Source organism: Streptomyces sp. CA-249302 (genome assembly GCF_050936785.1).
In the GTDB taxonomy this organism is placed as follows: domain Bacteria; phylum Actinomycetota; class Actinomycetes; order Streptomycetales; family Streptomycetaceae; genus Streptomyces.
Genome location: NZ_JBNJMG010000001.1, coordinates 2,465,800 through 2,480,724, shown reverse-complemented (window position 1 = coordinate 2,480,724; position 14,925 = coordinate 2,465,800). Strand labels below are relative to the sequence as shown.

Genomic DNA, 14,925 nt, shown 5'->3' with positions numbered 1-14,925 from the left:
CTATCCTGCCTCCTCGTCCCCGAACAGGGCGAGGGCGGTGTTCACCAGCCCGATGTGGCTGAAGGCCTGCGGGAAGTTGCCGAGCTGGCGCTCGTGCACGGGGTCGTACTCCTCGGCGAGCAGCCCCACGTCGTTGGTGAGCCCCAGCAGCCGTTCGAACAGTTCCCTGGCCTCCTTGCGCCGGCCCGTCATGTGCAGGGCGTCCGCGAGCCAGAACGAGCAGACCAGGAAGGTGCCCTCGTCACCCGGCAGGCCGTCGACCGTGGCGCCCTCGGTGCTGTAGCGGCGCAGGAAGCCGTCGTGGTCCAGCTCCGCGCGGATCGCGTCGACCGTGCCGACGACTCGGGGATCGTCCGGCGGCAGGAAGCCGACGCGGGGGATGAGGAGCAGCGCGGCGTCGAGTTCGGCCGAGCCGTAGGACTGGGTGAACGTGTTCCGTTCGGCGTCGAAGCCCTTCTCGCACACCTCGCGGTGCACCTCGTCCCGCAGCTCCCGCCAGCCGTCGAGGTCGCCGGGCAGCTCGGGGTTCTGTTCGAGGGTGCGCACGGCCCGGTCGGCGGCCACCCACACCATCACCTTCGAGTGCACGAACTGCCGCCGCCCGCCGCGCACTTCCCACAGCCCCTCGTCCGGCTGCCGCCACTGGGACCGCAGCCACTCGACCAGCGAGACCTGGATCGCCCACATGTGCGGCTTCGTGGACAGGCCCGAACTCCGGGCCAGGTACAGCGAGTCCATCACCTCGCCGTACACGTCCAGCTGCAACTGGTCCACGGCTCCGTTGCCGATGCGTACGGGCGTCGAGTCCGCGAAGCCGGACAACCACGGCACCTCGAACTCGGGCAGCCGTCGCTCGCCGGCCAGCCCGTACATGATCTGCAGGTCGGCGGGGTCGCCCGCGACCGCGCGCAGCAGCCAGTCGCGCCAGGCCTCGGCCTCCTCCCGGTAGCCCGCCGACAGGCCCACGTTCAGAGTGAGGGTGGAGTCGCGCAGCCAGCAGTAGCGGTAGTCCCAGTTGCGGACGCCGCCCGGTTCCTCGGGGAGCGAGGTGGTGGGGGCGGCGACGATGCCGCCGGTCGGCCGGTAGGTGAGGGCCTTGAGGGTGATCAGGGAACGGACGACGGCGTCGCGGTGCGGGCCGTCGTAGCGGCAGCGCTTCACCCACTTGTGCCAGTCCTTGACGCTGGAACGCAGCGCCTTGTGCGCGTCGACGAGCGGTGGGCGCGGCTCGTGCGAGGGATGCCAGGTGAGCACGAACGCCACCTTCTCGCCCTTCTTGACCGTGAACTCCGAGTGCGTGCCCTGGTCTTCGCCCCAAGTGTGCACGGCGGGCTCACTGCGCAGCCACACCGAGTCCGGTCCGGCGACGGCCACCCGGTGGCCGCCGGACCTGCGCATCCACGGCACGACCGAGCCGTAGTCGAAGCGCAGGCGCAGGATGCTGCGGACGGTGACCCTGCCCTTGAGGCCCTCGACGATGCGTACGAGGTCGGGGGCGCGGTCGCGCTGCGGCATCAGGTCGGTGACGCGGATCGCGCCCTCGTCGGTCTCCCACTCGGTGTCCAGGACCAGGGTGTCGGGGCGGTAGGCGCGGCGGGTGCAGGGGCCCTCGGCGCCTTTGGGCGCGATGCGCCAGTGGCCGTTCTCCTCGTCGCCGAGCAGCCGCGCGAAGCAGGCCGCCGAGTCGAACCGGGGCAGACAGAGCCAGTCGACGGAGCCGTCCCTGCCGACCAGGGCCGCCGTCTGTTCGTCGCCGATGAGCGCGTAGTCCTCGATACGGGGGTGCACGGAGTTGCGGGTTCCCGGCGGGACGACGGAGCAATCAGGGGTGGGGCCGGGGGAGTGACGCGTGGCTCACCGCGGTCGTCGAGAAGATGATGCCCGGGTGCGCCGGCGCCTGGTTGAGCACCCACAGACCGATCAGCGTGGCCAGGGCGAAGACCACCGCGATCAGGACGGCCAGCACGAGCCGGCGCCTGCGCTCGCGGCGCAGCCACTCGCCGCGTGCCGTGCGGTAGGCGTCGGGGGCGGCCCGCACTCCGTCGGCGAGCGCGGCGAGTGCCTCGCTCAGTTCCCGTTCGGTGCGGTCGGGTTCGGTGCCGTGCGAGGGAGTCGCGTCGCGGTGCGTCATCGCCGGGCCTCCATCGCCTGGGTCAGGGCGGCGATGCCGCGTGCCGTGTGGGTCTTCACCGAACCGCAGGAGATGCCCATCGCGGCGGCGATCTCGCTCTCCTTCAGCCCGAGCCAGTGGCGCAGCACGAGCGCCTCCCGCTGCCGGGACGGGAGTTGCTGCAGCGCGTCGATGAGCACCCGCTGGTCGTCGCGGAGCAGCGCCGTGCTCTCGGCGGAGGCGACCGCCTCGTCCGGCACCACCGGCGGGTTCTCCACGTGCTTGCGGGCGACCTGCAGATGACGTATCCGCATCCGCGTCAGATTGCACACCGTGGAGCGCAGATACGCCTCCGCCGCCTCGACGTCCCTCAGGCGCCGCCACTTGCGGTAGATCTGGTAGAACGCCTCGGCCACCACGTTCTCCGGGTCGTCCGCGCCGAGCAGCACCGCCAGGCGCAGCATCGAGGAGTAGTGCAGCTCGAAGAGCCGGGCGAGGGTCGCCTCGCGCTCCAGTTCGGCCGGGTCGGGCAGCGCCGGCGCCAGCGGCTCGACGCGTGGCTGCGGTACGGGGACGGATGGTCTGCGTCTCACGGTCGGTTCGCTCCGGTCTCCGGACGCCGCCCGATGCGCAGGCGGGACGGCAGGTCGGTCAGGTCGGCACCGCGCGGGACGCCGAGACGTTCGAGGACGGCGGTGCCGGCCACCGTGACGGTCAGGTTGAGCAGCAGGGCGGCGAGGCCGACGTAGATCGCCGGCGCTCCGGAACCCAGCGGCACGATGGACGAGAAGCCCTCGCGCACGACCAGGTAGGTCCCGGCCGCCATGCCCGCGCCCCACCCGGTGAGCAGCGCGCGCGGATGCAGCCGTCCGGTGAACAGGCCGATGGCCACCGCCGGGAAGATCTGGAGGATCCAGACCCCGCCGAGCAGTTGGAGGTTGACCGCGTCCTGGTCGCGCAGCCCGAACACGAAGGCCACCGCCCCCACCTTCGCGGTGAGCGAGACGGCCTTGGCGATCCGCACCTGCCGCTTGGGAGTCGCGGTCGGGTGCACGTATTCGACGTACACATTGCGTACGAAGCTGGTGGCGGCCGCGATCGACATCACCGCCGCCGGGACCAGCGCCCCCACGGTGATCGCGCCGAACACCAGCCCGGCCAGCGGCCCCGGCATCAGCCGGTCGACCAGCATCGGTACGGCGGCCTCGGCGCCGCCCTTCGGCGCCCGCACCCCCGCCGCGAGCGCCGCGATGCCGAGGAAGCCGAAGAGCGCGAGCAGCCCGGTCCAGGCCGGCAGCGCCACGGACACCTTGCGCAGGGTTCGCGGGCCGTCGGCGGCGAACCCGGCGGTCAGCACATGCGGGTACATCAGCAGGGCGAGCGCGGAGCCGAGGGCGAGGGTGGCGTAGGCGGGCTGCTGGGCGGGGGAGAGCAGGAGCGCCGGGCTGCCGAGCCGTTCTGCGGCGCCGTCGAAGACGGGCCGCGGGCCGCCGAACCGTTCCAGCACCAGCCAGGTGACCGCGGTCAGCGAGACGAAGACGGCGACCGCCTTGAGCGCCGAGATGACCGTCGGCGCCCGCAGCCCGTGCCGGTAGGTGGCCACCGCGAGCCCCGCGAACAGCGCCACCATCACCAGGTCCCCGACCGCGCCCCGAGGATAGACGCCACCGGCCGTCAACACCGCCCGTATGCCGAGCAGTTGGAGTGCCAGATACGGCATGGTCGCGAGGATCCCGGTCAGCGCGACCACCAGGGCGAGCGACGGCGACCCGTACCGCCCGCGCACGAAGTCGCCGGCGGTGACGTAACCGTGCCGGCGGGCCACCTCCCACAGGCGGCTCAGCAGCACGAAGGCGATCGGGCAGACGATCACCGTGTACGGCACCGCGAAGAAGGCGGGCGCGCCGTTGCCGTAGGCCAGCCCCGGCACGGCGGTGAAGGTGTACGCCGTGAAGATCGTGCCGCCGAGCAGGAACCAGGTCCACACCGGGCCCAGGCTGCGGTCGGCCAGCGCCCAGCCCTCCAGGGACGGGAGGCGGTCGCTCGGCCGCAGCCGCCGCGCGGTCACGGCGAGCAGCGACGCTCCGCCGATCACGGCGAGGAACGTCGCGGTCATGGCGCCGTCGGCCATGGGTCACCGTCCTTGGTGTGGGCCCTCGCGGGAGAGTTGCGCGGAGGGCCGGAACGGATGACACGGAACCGGCGGGAAATTTCCCGGAAATTCGCTGTCAACCGGTCTCGGGGGGTGGGCAACTCTTGCACAGACCGACAGTGAGCGGGAGAGGAGCGCAGGTCATGGCACGGACCGGTCATCACCGGCTACGGCGCGTCGCGATCGCCGTACTGCTCCTCGCGCCCGCCGCAGGCCTGCTGTGGGTCCCCTGGTACGCCGGCGCGGAGCCGCGGATCGCAGGGACGCCGTTCTTCTACTGGTACCAGCTCGCCTGGGTGCCGGGGTGCGGCCTCTGCCTCCTCGCCGCGTACGCGCTGACGGACCGACATCGCCGCTGACCGTCCTGCCGACCTGCTTGTTGTCACACCGTTTCCGGTGAGTTTTCCGGTGAGTTTTCTGTTGAGGAGCCGCCATGCCCGCTACAGCCCTGCCCGAAATCGATCCTCAGGTGCCTGAAAAGTCTCGTATGTCACCGCGGTCGATCCTGCTCTGGACCACCGTCGCCCTGCTCGGCGCCGTCGCCTGGGGCGTCCTCGCCCTCGCCCGCGGCGAGAAGATCTCCGCGGTCTGGCTGGTGGTCGCCGCCCTCGGCTCGTACGCCATCGCCTACCGCTTCTACTCCCGCTTCATCGTCCGCCGGGTGCTGAGGCCGGACGACCGCCGGGCCACTCCCGCCGAGCGTCTGGAGGACGGCGTCGACTTCCACCCCACCGACCGCCGGGTGCTCCTCGGCCACCACTTCGCCGCGATCGCCGGGGCCGGACCGCTGGTCGGCCCGGTCCTCGCGGCCCAGATGGGCTACCTGCCGGGCACTCTCTGGATCGTCGCCGGAGTGATCTTCGCGGGCGCCGTGCAGGACATGGTGGTGCTCTTCCTCTCCATGCGGCGGGACGGCAAGTCGCTCGGTCAGATGGCGCGGGACGAGATCGGCCGGGCGGGCGGGGCGGCCGCACTGGTCGCGGTCTTCGCCATCATGATCATCCTGCTCGGGGTGCTGGCGTTGGTCGTCGTCAACGCCCTCGCGCACTCCCCGTGGGGCACCTTCTCCGTTGCGATGACCATCCCGATCGCGCTCTTCATGGGCTTCTGGATGCACCGCATCCGCCCCGGCCGGGTCGTGGAGACCAGCCTCATCGGTGTCGCACTGCTCCTGCTGGCGATCATCGGCGGCAGCTGGATCCAGGACTCCTCCCTGGCCTCCGCCTTCACCCTCAGCCCGACGACCCTCGTGTTCTGCCTCATCGGCTACGGCTTCGTCGCCTCGGTCCTGCCCGTGTGGATGCTGCTGGCTCCGCGCGACTACCTCTCCACCTTCATGAAGATCGGCACCATCGCGCTGCTCGCGGTCGGCGTGGTCGTGGCCGCTCCGGTCCTGCACGCGGACGCGGTCAGCAAGTTCGCCACGTCGGGCACGGGCCCGGTCTTCGCCGGCTCCCTCTTCCCCTTCCTGTTCATCACCATCGCCTGCGGCGCCCTGTCCGGCTTCCACGCCCTGGTCTCCTCCGGTACGACTCCGAAGCTGATCCAGAAGGAGTCCCAGGTCCGGATGATCGGCTACGGCGCCATGCTGATGGAGTCGTTCGTCGCGATCATGGCGCTGATCGCCGCGGCGGCCCTGGAGCCGGGCCTGTACTACGCGATGAACGCCCCCGCCGGACTTCTCGGTACGACGGCCGAGTCCGCGTCCCACGCCGTGGCCGGCCTCGGCTTCACCATCACGCCCGACCAGCTGACCCACGCGGCGAGCGCGGTGGAGGAGCAGACCCTGATCGCCCGCTCCGGCGGCGCCCCGACCCTCGCGGTCGGCATGTCGGAGATCTTCTCCGGAGTCTTCGGCGGCACCGCGATGAAGGCCTTCTGGTACCACTTCGCGATCATGTTCGAGGCCCTGTTCATCCTGACCACCGTCGACGCGGGCACCCGGGTCGGGCGCTTCATGCTCCAGGACATGCTCGGCAACGTGTGGAAGCCGATGGGCCGGGTCAACTGGAAGCCGGGCATCTGGCTGTGCAGCGGCCTGGTCGTGGCGGCCTGGGGCTACTTCCTCTACACCGGCGCCACCGACCCGCTCGGCGGGATCAACCAGCTCTTCCCGCTCTTCGGCATCGCCAATCAGCTGCTGGCCGCCGTCGCCCTCACGGTCTGCACGACGGTCCTGATCAAGTCCGGCCGGCTGCGCTGGGCCTGGGTCACCGGGATCCCGCTCGCCTGGGTCACCGCGGTCACCTTCACCGCGGGCTGGCAGAAGGTCTTCTCCGACGACCCCAAGGTCGGCTTCTTCGCCCAGCGTGCCAAGTACGCCGACGCGCTCGACGCGAAGCAGGTGCTCCCGCCCGCCAAGACCCTCGACGACATGCACACCGTGGTCACCAACTCCACCGTCGACGGTGTGCTGATCGCGCTGTTCCTGCTGCTGGTGGCGGTCGTGATCGTGAACGCGGCGGTGGTGTGCGTGCGGGCCGTGCGGTCGCCGGGCGCGCTGCCCACGACCGAGGCGCCGTACGTCGAGTCCCGTATCGACGTGCCCGCGCAGGCCGGCGAACCGCTGGTGGGGACCCGCTCGTGAACGCCCGGCAGTGGATGCGGGCAGTGACCTGGTATCTGCGCGAGCTGACCGGGGAGGCCGAGTACGACCGCTACTGCGAGCGTCACCGGCGCCATCACCCGCTCGCGCCGGTCCCGACCCGCCGCGAGTACCAGGTGCTGCGCACGCTGCACCGGGAGGCTCATCCGCAGGGCCGCTGCTGTTGACGGGGGCTCACCCGCTGGCAGTCGCTGTTTGGGGGGCTGGTCCGTCGGAGTTGCTGGTGAGCGGGGCTCGTTCGTCCGCAGTCGCTGTTGACGGGGCCTCGCCGCCAGTCGCTGTTGGCGGGGGCTCACTCGTCGGCAGACCTCGGGCGGGCGCCCCGACCGGCGCGCCGGCCCTTCCGCACGAGACCGGGACCGGGATGTTCAGACGCCGTCCACCTCTGCTGATCCGCCCCGAACTCGACGACCGGGCGCTGCACTCGACCCTGGCCGAACTCCGCCCCGGGCAGCAGCTGCACGGTCTCGGCGCGGGCCGCAGCCGCCCGCTCTGGCAGCCGGCCGCCGAGCTGCTCGCGAAGACGGGGCGGGACTGGGACCGCCGGGTGCACCGGGTTTCCGTGCTCGCGCGGAACCTGCCGCCCTCGGTCTGCGAGCACTGGTCCGTCGACCGTCCCGGCGACGGGGACGCCCTGGTGCTGGCGGCCTGGGTGCGGTCGGTCCGGGCCGCGACCGAGGGACGGGGCGCCGCACAGGATGCCGAACGGGCGTGTCTGCGGGCGGCCGAGCACTGCCCCGAGGATCCGACCCCGTGGCTGGCTCTGCTGGAGCTGATGTACTCCTTCGCCGTCCCGCCCCGGGCCGCGGTCCCGGTGTGGAGCGAGGCCGTCACCCGCGCCCCCTGGCTGCGGGCCGCCTACCACCAGCTGCTGCGCTACCTGTCCCCGCGCGGCCAGGGCACGGTCGTCGACATGCTGGACTTCGCCCGGCAGGGCGCGGCCCGCGCGCCGCACGGCTCACCGCTCGCCCTGCTCCCCGTCGCTGCCCGCGTGGAACTCGTCGCCCACCGGCAGCGGCAGCTGCCCCTCGGAGCGGAGAGCCACTGGAACGAACCCCGGGCGGCCGAGGAAGTGGCCGTGGCCCTGACCGACTGGTTCCTGTCCGCTGCCACGCCACACGCCGAGGCCGTCGCCGACCTCAACGTCCTTGCCTTCGCCCTGATCCGCGTCCATCGCCCGGCCGACGCCGCCGCCGTGTTCGCGCGCATCGGCCGCCACATGACGCCCCATCCGTGGGAGCTGCTGCCCGAACCGGAGCGCACGTTCCTGTACTGGCGCGACCGTCTCGGGCGATGAGCCGGGAGGCTGGGCGGTTCAGACCGCGGCCGGCTCCGCCTCCGCCTCGGCCTCCGCGGCCGCCGCCTCCGCCCGGTCCCGGCGCTCGCGCTTGACCAGCACCCACCAGCCGTACGGCACACCCGCCGCGAACAGCCACCACTGGATCATGTACGCGTAGTTCAGCGGCGCGTCTTCCTTGCCCGGGTCGGAGATCTGCTCCGGGGTGTCGCCCTTCGGCTCGGGCCCCGTCTGCTGGAGGTAGCCGCCGAGCACGTCGACGTGCAGACGGCGGGCCTGCTCCTCGCTGTTGATCAGCATGATCTGCCGGTCCGGCAGGCCCTTGAGGTCCTTGATGCCGCTGGCCGCGGTCGTCTCGTCCGGCATCAGCCGGCCCTTGATGGTGACCTGGCCGCTCGGCGGCGCGGGGACCTTCGGGAAGGTGGTCTGGCTCGGTCCGTCGGACGCGATCCAGCCCCGGTTGACCAGCACCACCTTGCCGTCCGTCAGCACGAACGGGGTCAGGACGTGGTAGCCGACCTCGTCGTCGGAGTTGGTGCGGCGGCGGACGACGACCTCGTCCTTCGTGTCGAAGTGACCCGTCGCCGTCGCCGTGCGGTACCGGTCGTGGGTGGTCACCGTGTGGCCCGGCGAGGTCAGCTCCTCCACCGGCACCGGCTTGGCGTGCAGCGCGTCGGAGACCAGCTGGTTGCGGGCGCTGCGCTCCTCGTAGCGGTGCATCTGCCAGATGCCCAGCCTGATCATCGTGGGGATGAGGAGGAGGGCGACCAGCGTGAGGATCACCCACTGCCGGGTCAACAGGAAGCGGTACACCCCACGACCGTACAACTCGGGTCGCGGGGTGCTGTCGCCAGGGGTGGTCCGGGAGGGTGCTCAGACCTTGTCGACGATGCCGGCCTTCCCGGCCGCACGGGCGCAGTGCGCACCGCAGTACCACTGGCCCTCGGCCTCCACGCCCTGTCCGATGATCTGCACCCGGCAGTGCTCGCAGATGGGTGCCATGCGATGGATCGCACAGGAGAAGCAGTCGAAGACATGCACCGCGCCCTGCGCGTGCACCTCGAAGGACATGCCGTAGTCATTGCCGCAAACTTCGCATCTCGCCATGCGCCACAGGGTGAGCCGTCGGCGCCGCGCGGGCGAGCGGGCGCCGGGCGAGTCGCGTGGCAATCACCCGTCCGTACGGGTCACGCACCCTCGCCGGTACGGGTCATCCGTCCGCCGGTTCGACATCCCTGAGCAGCTGTCCGAAGGCCGCCTCGTCCACCACCGGCGTCCCGAACTGGCGTGCCTTGACCACCTTCGAGGTGCCCGAGTCCGGGTCGTTGGTGACGAGCAGGCTGGTCAGCCGGGAGATGCTGGTGGCGACATGCAGCCCGGCCTCCACCGCGCGGTCCTCCAGCAGGTCCCGCTCTACGGAGGTGTCCCCGGAGAAGGCGATCCGCATGCCCTGCTTGAGCGGTCTGCCGTCCTCGTACCGCCCCGGGTTGGGATACGGGCAGGCGGGCCGCTTGCGGGCCGGGCGCCAACTGGTCGGCCGATAGCTCCCGTAGCCGCCGGACTGGCGCGGCACCGGCCGGTCGGTCCACTCCGTCAGCGGCCGGCACTCCAGCAGCGGCAGCCGTACGTCCCCCGCCGCCGCGGCCATCAGGCTCGGCCGGAACGCCTCCGCCAGCACGCGCGCGTCGTCCAGCGCGTGGTGCGCCCGCTGTTGTACGACGCCGAAGTGGGCCGCCAGTGACTCCAGCTTGTGGTTGGGCAGCGGCAGACCGAGCTCCTTGGAGAGTGCGATGGTGCACAGCCGCTGCCGCACCGGCGCCTCGCGCTCCGCGCGCGCGTACTCGCGCGCGATCATCTGCCAGTCGAAGACCGCGTTGTGCGCGACCAGCACCCGGCCTTCGAGGCGCGTCGCGAACTCCTCGGCGATGTCCGTGAAGAGGGGCGCGCCCTCCAGCATCTCGCTCGTCAGACCGTGGATCCACACCGGGCCCGGGTCCCGCTCCGGGTTGACCATGGTGTACCAGTGGTCCTCGACCTCGCCGCGCGCGTCCAGGCGGTATACGGCCGCCGAGATTATCCGGTCGTCCCGGGCCAGACCCGTGGTCTCGACGTCAACGACCGCGTATCCCTGGGGATACGCGGTCGGCCACGCCGTGGGGGAGGACGCTGCGGTCGTACGGTCTTCGAGCATGGTTCCTGAGGATACGGGCCGGGACTGACACTCCCGGCCAACAGGGGCCGCGCGCACGGAATGTCCGGGCTCGCGGCTATGGACCTTTCGCGCACCTGGTGCAAGCGTGCTCCCCGCCCGACGGTTGACGGTCTGTGAGGGGCGGGACGACGGATGACACGCGTACGGTACGGCCCACGCACCGAGGCGGAGATCACCGCCGCCCGCACCGCGAGCGCACGGCTCCCGGACATCTGGTCCACCGGGGTGGTGGCCGTCTGGGAGACCGACCCGGACGCGCTCGCCGCGGTCCTGCCACCCCCGCTGAAACCGGCCGACCGGCCGCTGGCCCGGGTCAACATCAGCAAGGTCGACCTGCCCGGATACCCGCTGGGCGCGGGCTCGTTCGCGGTCGCCGCCCGGCACGACGACGTCGACGGCTGGTATCCGCTCGTCATGCCGATGACCCACGAGCGGGCCCTCACGGGCGGGCGCGAGGTCTTCGGGGAGCCGAAGAAGCTGGGCGAGGTGACGGTGGAGCGGGACGGGCTCCTGGTCCGTGCCTCGATGACCCGGCACGGCATCGCCTTCGTCGAGGTGCGCGGCGCGGTGAGCGAGCGACTGCCCCTGCCGGAGCCCACCCGGAAGACCGACTTCTACTTCAAGTTCCTTCCCGCGGTGGACGGTTCGGGCTTCGACGACGACCCCGTGCTGGTGCACTGCGTCCGCAACGAGAAGGTGCGCCGACTGGAGCGCGTCACCGGCGACGTCGTCCTGCGCGAGTCCATGTACGACCCGGTGGCCGACCTCCCCGTCCGCCGCCTGGTGGACATCACCATCGGCGAGAAGACCAGCGATCAGCGGGGCAAGGTGGTCGAACGGGTCAGTGCGGAGGGCCTGTTGCCGTACATCCATCAGCGTTACGACGATCCGCAGCAGGTCCATGACGGGCCGCCCGCGTCTTCGGTGTCCTCAGAGTCCTCCGAGTCACCCGAGGTGAGCGCCTGATGGAGCTTCAGGCCGGACAGGTCGCCGTCGTCACCGGGGCGGCGAGCGGGATCGGGCTCGCGATGGCCCGGCGGTTCGCGGCCGAGGGGCTGAAGGTGGTCCTCGCCGACGTCGAGGAGACCGCGCTCGACAAGGCCGCCGCGGATCTGCGGGCCGATGGCGCCGATGTGCACGCGCGCGTGGTCGACGTCGGGGAGCGCCAACAGGTGCTGGACCTCGCCGAGTCGGCGTACGAGACGTACGGCGCCGTCCATGTGCTGTGCAACAACGCCGGGGTAGGCTCGGGCGCCGAGGGCCGGATGTGGGAGCACGAACCGAACGACTGGAAGTGGGCCTTCTCCGTCAATGTGTGGGGCGTCTTCCATGGCGTCCAGGCGTTCGTGCCACGGATGATCAAGTCGGGTCAACCCGGTCATGTGGTCAATACGTCCTCCGGAGACGGCGGCATCGCCCCGCTCCCCACCGCCTCCGTGTACGCCGTCACCAAGGCGGCCGTCGTCACGATGACCGAGTCCCTGTACGCCCACCTGAGGGCGGAGCACGCGCGCGTGGGCGCGTCGGTGCTCTTCCCGGGGCCGCACATGCTGCGCACCGGCCTGTGGGAGTCGCACCGCAACCGGCCCGAGCGGTACGCGAAGGAGCGCCCGCGGAAAACCCCGTACCGCACCCTCGACCAGTGGGAGAGCGCGATGCGCGCGGCCGGCAAGGAGGTCGACTTCACGCCCGTCGAGGAGGTCGCCGAGTTCGTGGTGGCGGGCATCCGCGCCGACCGCTTCTGGCTGCTGCCGCCCAGCGAGCACAGCGACGCCCAGATCCGCGCGCGGGCCGGATCGATGCTGGACCGCACGAACCCGTCGTACCTGGAGAGCTTCATCCTCGACTGACCGCATCCTGGACCGACTTGGGGGTCGATGTGACCGACCGGGAGCCGTATCTGATCATCTCCTCCGACTGCCACGCCGGACTGCCCACCGAGGAGTACCGGCCCTATCTGGACGCGCGGTTCCACCGGGACTTCGACGAGTTCCTCGCCGGACGCGAACGGCGTCGCGAGGACATGACCCGGCTCGGCATCCGCAACGAGGCGTTCGCCACCAAGTGGTTCCACGACAACGAGGAAGGCCTGCGTGGGGGTTGGGAGACCGCGCAGCGGCTGAAGGAGCTCGACGGCGACGGGGTGGCGGCCGAGGTGGTCTTCCCGGACGCCGACGCCGTGGACAGCCAGACGGCCGCGCCCTTCGGCGTGGGCCTGGGCCTCTCCGGCGACCACGACCCGGAACTCGGCATGGCGGGTGCCCAGGCGCACAACCGCTGGCTCGCCGACTTCGTCTCGGAGAACCCCGAACGGCACTGCGGAGTCGCCCTGTTGCCGATCACGGCCGAGGCGTCGAAGGTGGTCGCCGAGATCCACCGGGCCAGGGAGTCCGGACTCCGCGCGATCATGATCCCCTCGCTGTGGGGCAGCAAGGAGCCCTACCACGACCGCCGTTACGACCCCGTGTGGGCCGCCGCGGCCGACTGCGGGATGCCGGTGATCACGCACTCCGGTTCGGCGCCGCGCCACGAGTACGGCGACCATCTCGGCATCTTCGTCAGCGAGGTGACCTGGTGGCCGGCCCGGCCACTCTGGTTCCTCCTCTGGTCCGGCGTCTTCGAACGCCATCCCGGTCTCAAGTTCGGTGTGGCGGAGTCGGGTTGCTGGTGGCTGCCGAACCTCCTGTGGTTCATGGACCGCCTCTACCTGGGCGCGCACGGCGGCAAGAAGCTCTCCCCCTTCGAGGAGCTGAAGAGGCCCCCGAGCGAGTACCTCGACCGCCAGGTCTTCATCTGCGCGACCAACACCAAGCGCCGCGAGCTCGCCCAGCGTTACGAGATCGGCGTCGACAACATCCTCTGGGGCAGCGACTTCCCGCACCCCGAGGGCACCTGGCCCGACACGCGCGCGTGGCTGCGCCGCACCTTCCACGACATCCCGGTGGCGGAGACGCGCCGCATGCTGGGCCTGGCGGCGGCCGAGGTCTTCGGCTTCGACGTCGAGCGGCTGACCCCGCTGGCCCATCGCATCGGCCCCACCCCGGCCGACCTCGGCCAGTCCGACGACCAGGAGACGGTGGAGGCGTCATGGGCGCGCTCGCGCGAGGTGGGCCGGCACTGGCTGACAGAGCACGACTTCCCTGTGCTGGGCAACGACTTCCCCGAGTTGGGAGCGGATCGATGAGCGCTCAGGACCGCTACACGGTCATCTCGGCCGACTGCCACGCGGGAGCCGACCTCCTCGACTACAAGCCGTACCTGGAGAAGCGCTACCACGACGAGTTCGACATCTGGGCGGCCACCTACGTCAACCCGTACGAGGACCTGCTCGCCGACACGGCCGACAAGAACTGGAACTCCGAACGCCGGCTGGCGGAGCTGGAGCAGGACGGCATCGTCGCGGAGGTGGTGTTCCCGAACACCATCCCGCCGTTCTTCCCGTCCGGCTCCCTGATGGCGCCCGCCCCGGCGCCCGAGGAGTTCGAGCGGCGCTGGGCCGGCCTGCGCGCCCACAACCGCTGGCTCGCGGACTTCTGCGCGGCCGCACCGGGCCGTCGTGCGGGGGTCTTCCAGATCCTCCTGAACGACGTCGAGGAGGCCGTCAAGGAGATCCGCTGGGCGGCCTCGGCGGGCCTCAGGGGCGGCCTGATGCTGCCCGGCACCCCGCCGGGCTCGGGCCTGCCGGAGCTCTACTCACAGTCGTACGACCCCATCTGGGCGGTCTGCGAGGAGCTCGGCGTCCCCGTCAACCACCACGCGGGCTCGGCGTCCCCGCCGCTCGGCGACGAACCGGCCGCCCGCGCGGTCTTCATGGTCGAGACGACCTGGTTCTCCCACCGCGCCCTGTGGCACCTGGTGTTCGGCGGCGCCTTCCGCCGCCACCCGGGCCTGAAGCTCGTCCTGACCGAGCAGGGCTCCGGCTGGATCCCCGGGGTGCTCGACATGCTGGACTACTACCACGGCCGCTTGGTCGCCGCCGCGACGAAGGCGTCCACGGCCGAGTCCAAGTTCGGCGCGGGCCTCGCCGCGCGCATGGGCAGGCCGCCGTCCGAGGTGTGGCAGGACAACTGCTTCGTCGGCGCCAGCTTCATGCGCCCCCACGAGGTGCCCCTGCGCGACCGCATCGGCGTCGACAAGATCATGTGGGGCAGCGACTACCCGCACGACGAGGGCACCTACCCGTACACCCGCGAGGGCCTGCGCTTCGCCTACGCGGGCGTACCGCGCGAGGAACTCACGGCGATGCTCGGCGGCAACGCGGCCCGCGTCTACGGCTTCGACCTCGACCTGCTGGACCCGATCGCGGCGAAGGTGGGGCCGACGGTGGAGGAGCTCGCGGAGCCGCTGGAGGAGCCGCCGGCGGACGCGACGAGCCCGTTGTTCGCTCGGGGGGCGAGGGTGCGGGTCTGGTGACGGTGGGGAAGCGCGGCGGGTCCGACGAGGTCCGGGGCGGTGGCGCAGGCGGCGATCGCGACACGGAGTCGCCGATGCCGATGTGACCGCGGCCCGGGCGCGTCGGCGGCGGTGCTGCCGCGGCTGGGGGAGCGTC

15 protein-coding genes are annotated in these 14,925 nt (G+C 71.5%); 8 read left to right on the top strand and 7 right to left on the bottom strand.

From position 1 onward, the window contains the following. From ACQEWB_RS11155 to ACQEWB_RS11140, 4 genes are read right to left on the bottom strand one after another with little or no spacing between them, the layout of a single operon-like run. Nucleotides 1-1,788: a glycoside hydrolase family 15 protein gene (locus ACQEWB_RS11155; RefSeq protein ID WP_432829631.1), complete on the bottom strand. Its 1,788-nt coding sequence runs from the start codon at nucleotides 1,786-1,788 to the stop codon at nucleotides 1-3. Nucleotides 1,789-1,822: 34 nt separating this feature from the next. After that, on the bottom strand, nucleotides 1,823-2,131 hold the full coding sequence (locus tag ACQEWB_RS11150; protein ID WP_432829629.1) for a hypothetical protein: 309 nt from the start codon (nucleotides 2,129-2,131) through the stop codon (nucleotides 1,823-1,825). Beyond that, on the bottom strand, nucleotides 2,128-2,703 hold the full coding sequence (locus ACQEWB_RS11145) for an RNA polymerase sigma factor (RefSeq protein ID WP_432829627.1): 576 nt from the start codon (nucleotides 2,701-2,703) through the stop codon (nucleotides 2,128-2,130). The genes ACQEWB_RS11150 and ACQEWB_RS11145 overlap by 4 nt, the downstream gene beginning before the upstream one ends. Continuing rightward, on the bottom strand, nucleotides 2,700-4,241 hold the full coding sequence (locus tag ACQEWB_RS11140) for a sodium:solute symporter family protein (RefSeq protein WP_432829625.1): 1,542 nt from the start codon (nucleotides 4,239-4,241) through the stop codon (nucleotides 2,700-2,702). Before ACQEWB_RS11140 ends, ACQEWB_RS11145 begins: the two co-directional genes overlap by 4 nt. A 164-nt stretch (nucleotides 4,242-4,405) precedes the next feature. Between ACQEWB_RS11140 and ACQEWB_RS11135 the strand changes: the two genes are divergently transcribed. The 4 genes from ACQEWB_RS11135 (at nucleotide 4,406) to ACQEWB_RS11120 (ending at nucleotide 8,164) form a co-directional block, all read left to right on the top strand. Next, nucleotides 4,406-4,621: a DUF3311 domain-containing protein gene (locus ACQEWB_RS11135; protein ID WP_432829623.1), complete on the top strand. Its 216-nt coding sequence runs from the start codon at nucleotides 4,406-4,408 to the stop codon at nucleotides 4,619-4,621. A 74-nt stretch (nucleotides 4,622-4,695) separates the two neighbouring features. Then, nucleotides 4,696-6,849: a carbon starvation CstA family protein gene (locus ACQEWB_RS11130; protein ID WP_432829621.1), complete on the top strand. Its 2,154-nt coding sequence runs from the start codon at nucleotides 4,696-4,698 to the stop codon at nucleotides 6,847-6,849. Between the two features lie 14 nt (nucleotides 6,850-6,863). Then, nucleotides 6,864-7,034, top strand: coding sequence for a YbdD/YjiX family protein (locus tag ACQEWB_RS11125; protein WP_432843750.1), 171 nt, complete (start codon nucleotides 6,864-6,866; stop codon nucleotides 7,032-7,034). A 197-nt stretch (nucleotides 7,035-7,231) separates the two neighbouring features. Continuing rightward, nucleotides 7,232-8,164, top strand: coding sequence for a hypothetical protein (locus ACQEWB_RS11120; protein WP_432829619.1), 933 nt, complete (start codon nucleotides 7,232-7,234; stop codon nucleotides 8,162-8,164). 18 nt (nucleotides 8,165-8,182) lie between these two features. Here the strand turns inward: ACQEWB_RS11120 and ACQEWB_RS11115 are convergent, their stop codons facing one another. The 3 genes from ACQEWB_RS11115 to ACQEWB_RS11105 all read right to left on the bottom strand — a co-directional run bounded on the left by ACQEWB_RS11115 (nucleotide 8,183) and on the right by ACQEWB_RS11105 (nucleotide 10,355). Continuing rightward, nucleotides 8,183-8,977 carry an SURF1 family cytochrome oxidase biogenesis protein gene (locus ACQEWB_RS11115; protein ID WP_432829617.1) on the bottom strand — a complete coding sequence of 265 codons (795 nt, stop codon included), beginning with the start codon at nucleotides 8,975-8,977 and terminating at the stop codon, nucleotides 8,183-8,185. 60 nt (nucleotides 8,978-9,037) lie between these two features. After that, complete coding sequence (locus ACQEWB_RS11110; RefSeq protein ID WP_432829615.1) at nucleotides 9,038-9,271, bottom strand: hypothetical protein; 234 nt, start codon at nucleotides 9,269-9,271, stop codon at nucleotides 9,038-9,040. Between the two features lie 103 nt (nucleotides 9,272-9,374). Then, nucleotides 9,375-10,355 carry a DEDDh family exonuclease gene (locus tag ACQEWB_RS11105; protein WP_432829613.1) on the bottom strand — a complete coding sequence of 327 codons (981 nt, stop codon included), beginning with the start codon at nucleotides 10,353-10,355 and terminating at the stop codon, nucleotides 9,375-9,377. Nucleotides 10,356-10,508: 153 nt separating this feature from the next. Between ACQEWB_RS11105 and ACQEWB_RS11100 the strand changes: the two genes are divergently transcribed. From ACQEWB_RS11100 to ACQEWB_RS11085, 4 genes are read left to right on the top strand one after another with little or no spacing between them, the layout of a single operon-like run. After that, nucleotides 10,509-11,342 carry an acetoacetate decarboxylase family protein gene (locus ACQEWB_RS11100; protein ID WP_432829611.1) on the top strand — a complete coding sequence of 278 codons (834 nt, stop codon included), beginning with the start codon at nucleotides 10,509-10,511 and terminating at the stop codon, nucleotides 11,340-11,342. Continuing rightward, nucleotides 11,342-12,226, top strand: coding sequence for an SDR family NAD(P)-dependent oxidoreductase (locus ACQEWB_RS11095; protein ID WP_432829609.1), 885 nt, complete (start codon nucleotides 11,342-11,344; stop codon nucleotides 12,224-12,226). The genes ACQEWB_RS11100 and ACQEWB_RS11095 overlap by 1 nt, the downstream gene beginning before the upstream one ends. A 29-nt stretch (nucleotides 12,227-12,255) precedes the next feature. Beyond that, nucleotides 12,256-13,560, top strand: coding sequence for an amidohydrolase family protein (locus ACQEWB_RS11090; RefSeq protein ID WP_432843748.1), 1,305 nt, complete (start codon nucleotides 12,256-12,258; stop codon nucleotides 13,558-13,560). After that, nucleotides 13,557-14,789, top strand: a complete 1,233-nt coding sequence (locus tag ACQEWB_RS11085) for an amidohydrolase family protein (RefSeq protein ID WP_432829607.1) — start codon at nucleotides 13,557-13,559, stop codon at nucleotides 14,787-14,789. Before ACQEWB_RS11090 ends, ACQEWB_RS11085 begins: the two co-directional genes overlap by 4 nt. Nucleotides 14,790-14,925 lie beyond the last annotated feature (136 nt).

Excerpts from the sequence above, each read along its gene's own strand:
- ACQEWB_RS11150 (WP_432829629.1), bottom strand. The coding sequence starts at position 2,131 with ATGACGCACCGCGACGCGACTCCCTCGCACGGCACCGAACCCGACCGC.
- ACQEWB_RS11140 (WP_432829625.1), bottom strand. The coding sequence starts at position 4,241 with ATGGCCGACGGCGCCATGACCGCGACGTTCCTCGCCGTGATCGGCGGA.
- ACQEWB_RS11135 (WP_432829623.1), top strand. The coding sequence starts at position 4,406 with ATGGCACGGACCGGTCATCACCGGCTACGGCGCGTCGCGATCGCCGTA.
- ACQEWB_RS11130 (WP_432829621.1), top strand. The coding sequence starts at position 4,696 with ATGCCCGCTACAGCCCTGCCCGAAATCGATCCTCAGGTGCCTGAAAAG.
- ACQEWB_RS11125 (WP_432843750.1), top strand. The coding sequence starts at position 6,864 with ATGCGGGCAGTGACCTGGTATCTGCGCGAGCTGACCGGGGAGGCCGAG.
- ACQEWB_RS11120 (WP_432829619.1), top strand. The coding sequence starts at position 7,232 with ATGTTCAGACGCCGTCCACCTCTGCTGATCCGCCCCGAACTCGACGAC.
- ACQEWB_RS11110 (WP_432829615.1), bottom strand. The coding sequence starts at position 9,271 with ATGGCGAGATGCGAAGTTTGCGGCAATGACTACGGCATGTCCTTCGAG.
- ACQEWB_RS11105 (WP_432829613.1), bottom strand. The coding sequence starts at position 10,355 with ATGCTCGAAGACCGTACGACCGCAGCGTCCTCCCCCACGGCGTGGCCG.
- ACQEWB_RS11100 (WP_432829611.1), top strand. The coding sequence starts at position 10,509 with ATGACACGCGTACGGTACGGCCCACGCACCGAGGCGGAGATCACCGCC.
- ACQEWB_RS11095 (WP_432829609.1), top strand. The coding sequence starts at position 11,342 with ATGGAGCTTCAGGCCGGACAGGTCGCCGTCGTCACCGGGGCGGCGAGC.
- ACQEWB_RS11085 (WP_432829607.1), top strand. The coding sequence starts at position 13,557 with ATGAGCGCTCAGGACCGCTACACGGTCATCTCGGCCGACTGCCACGCG.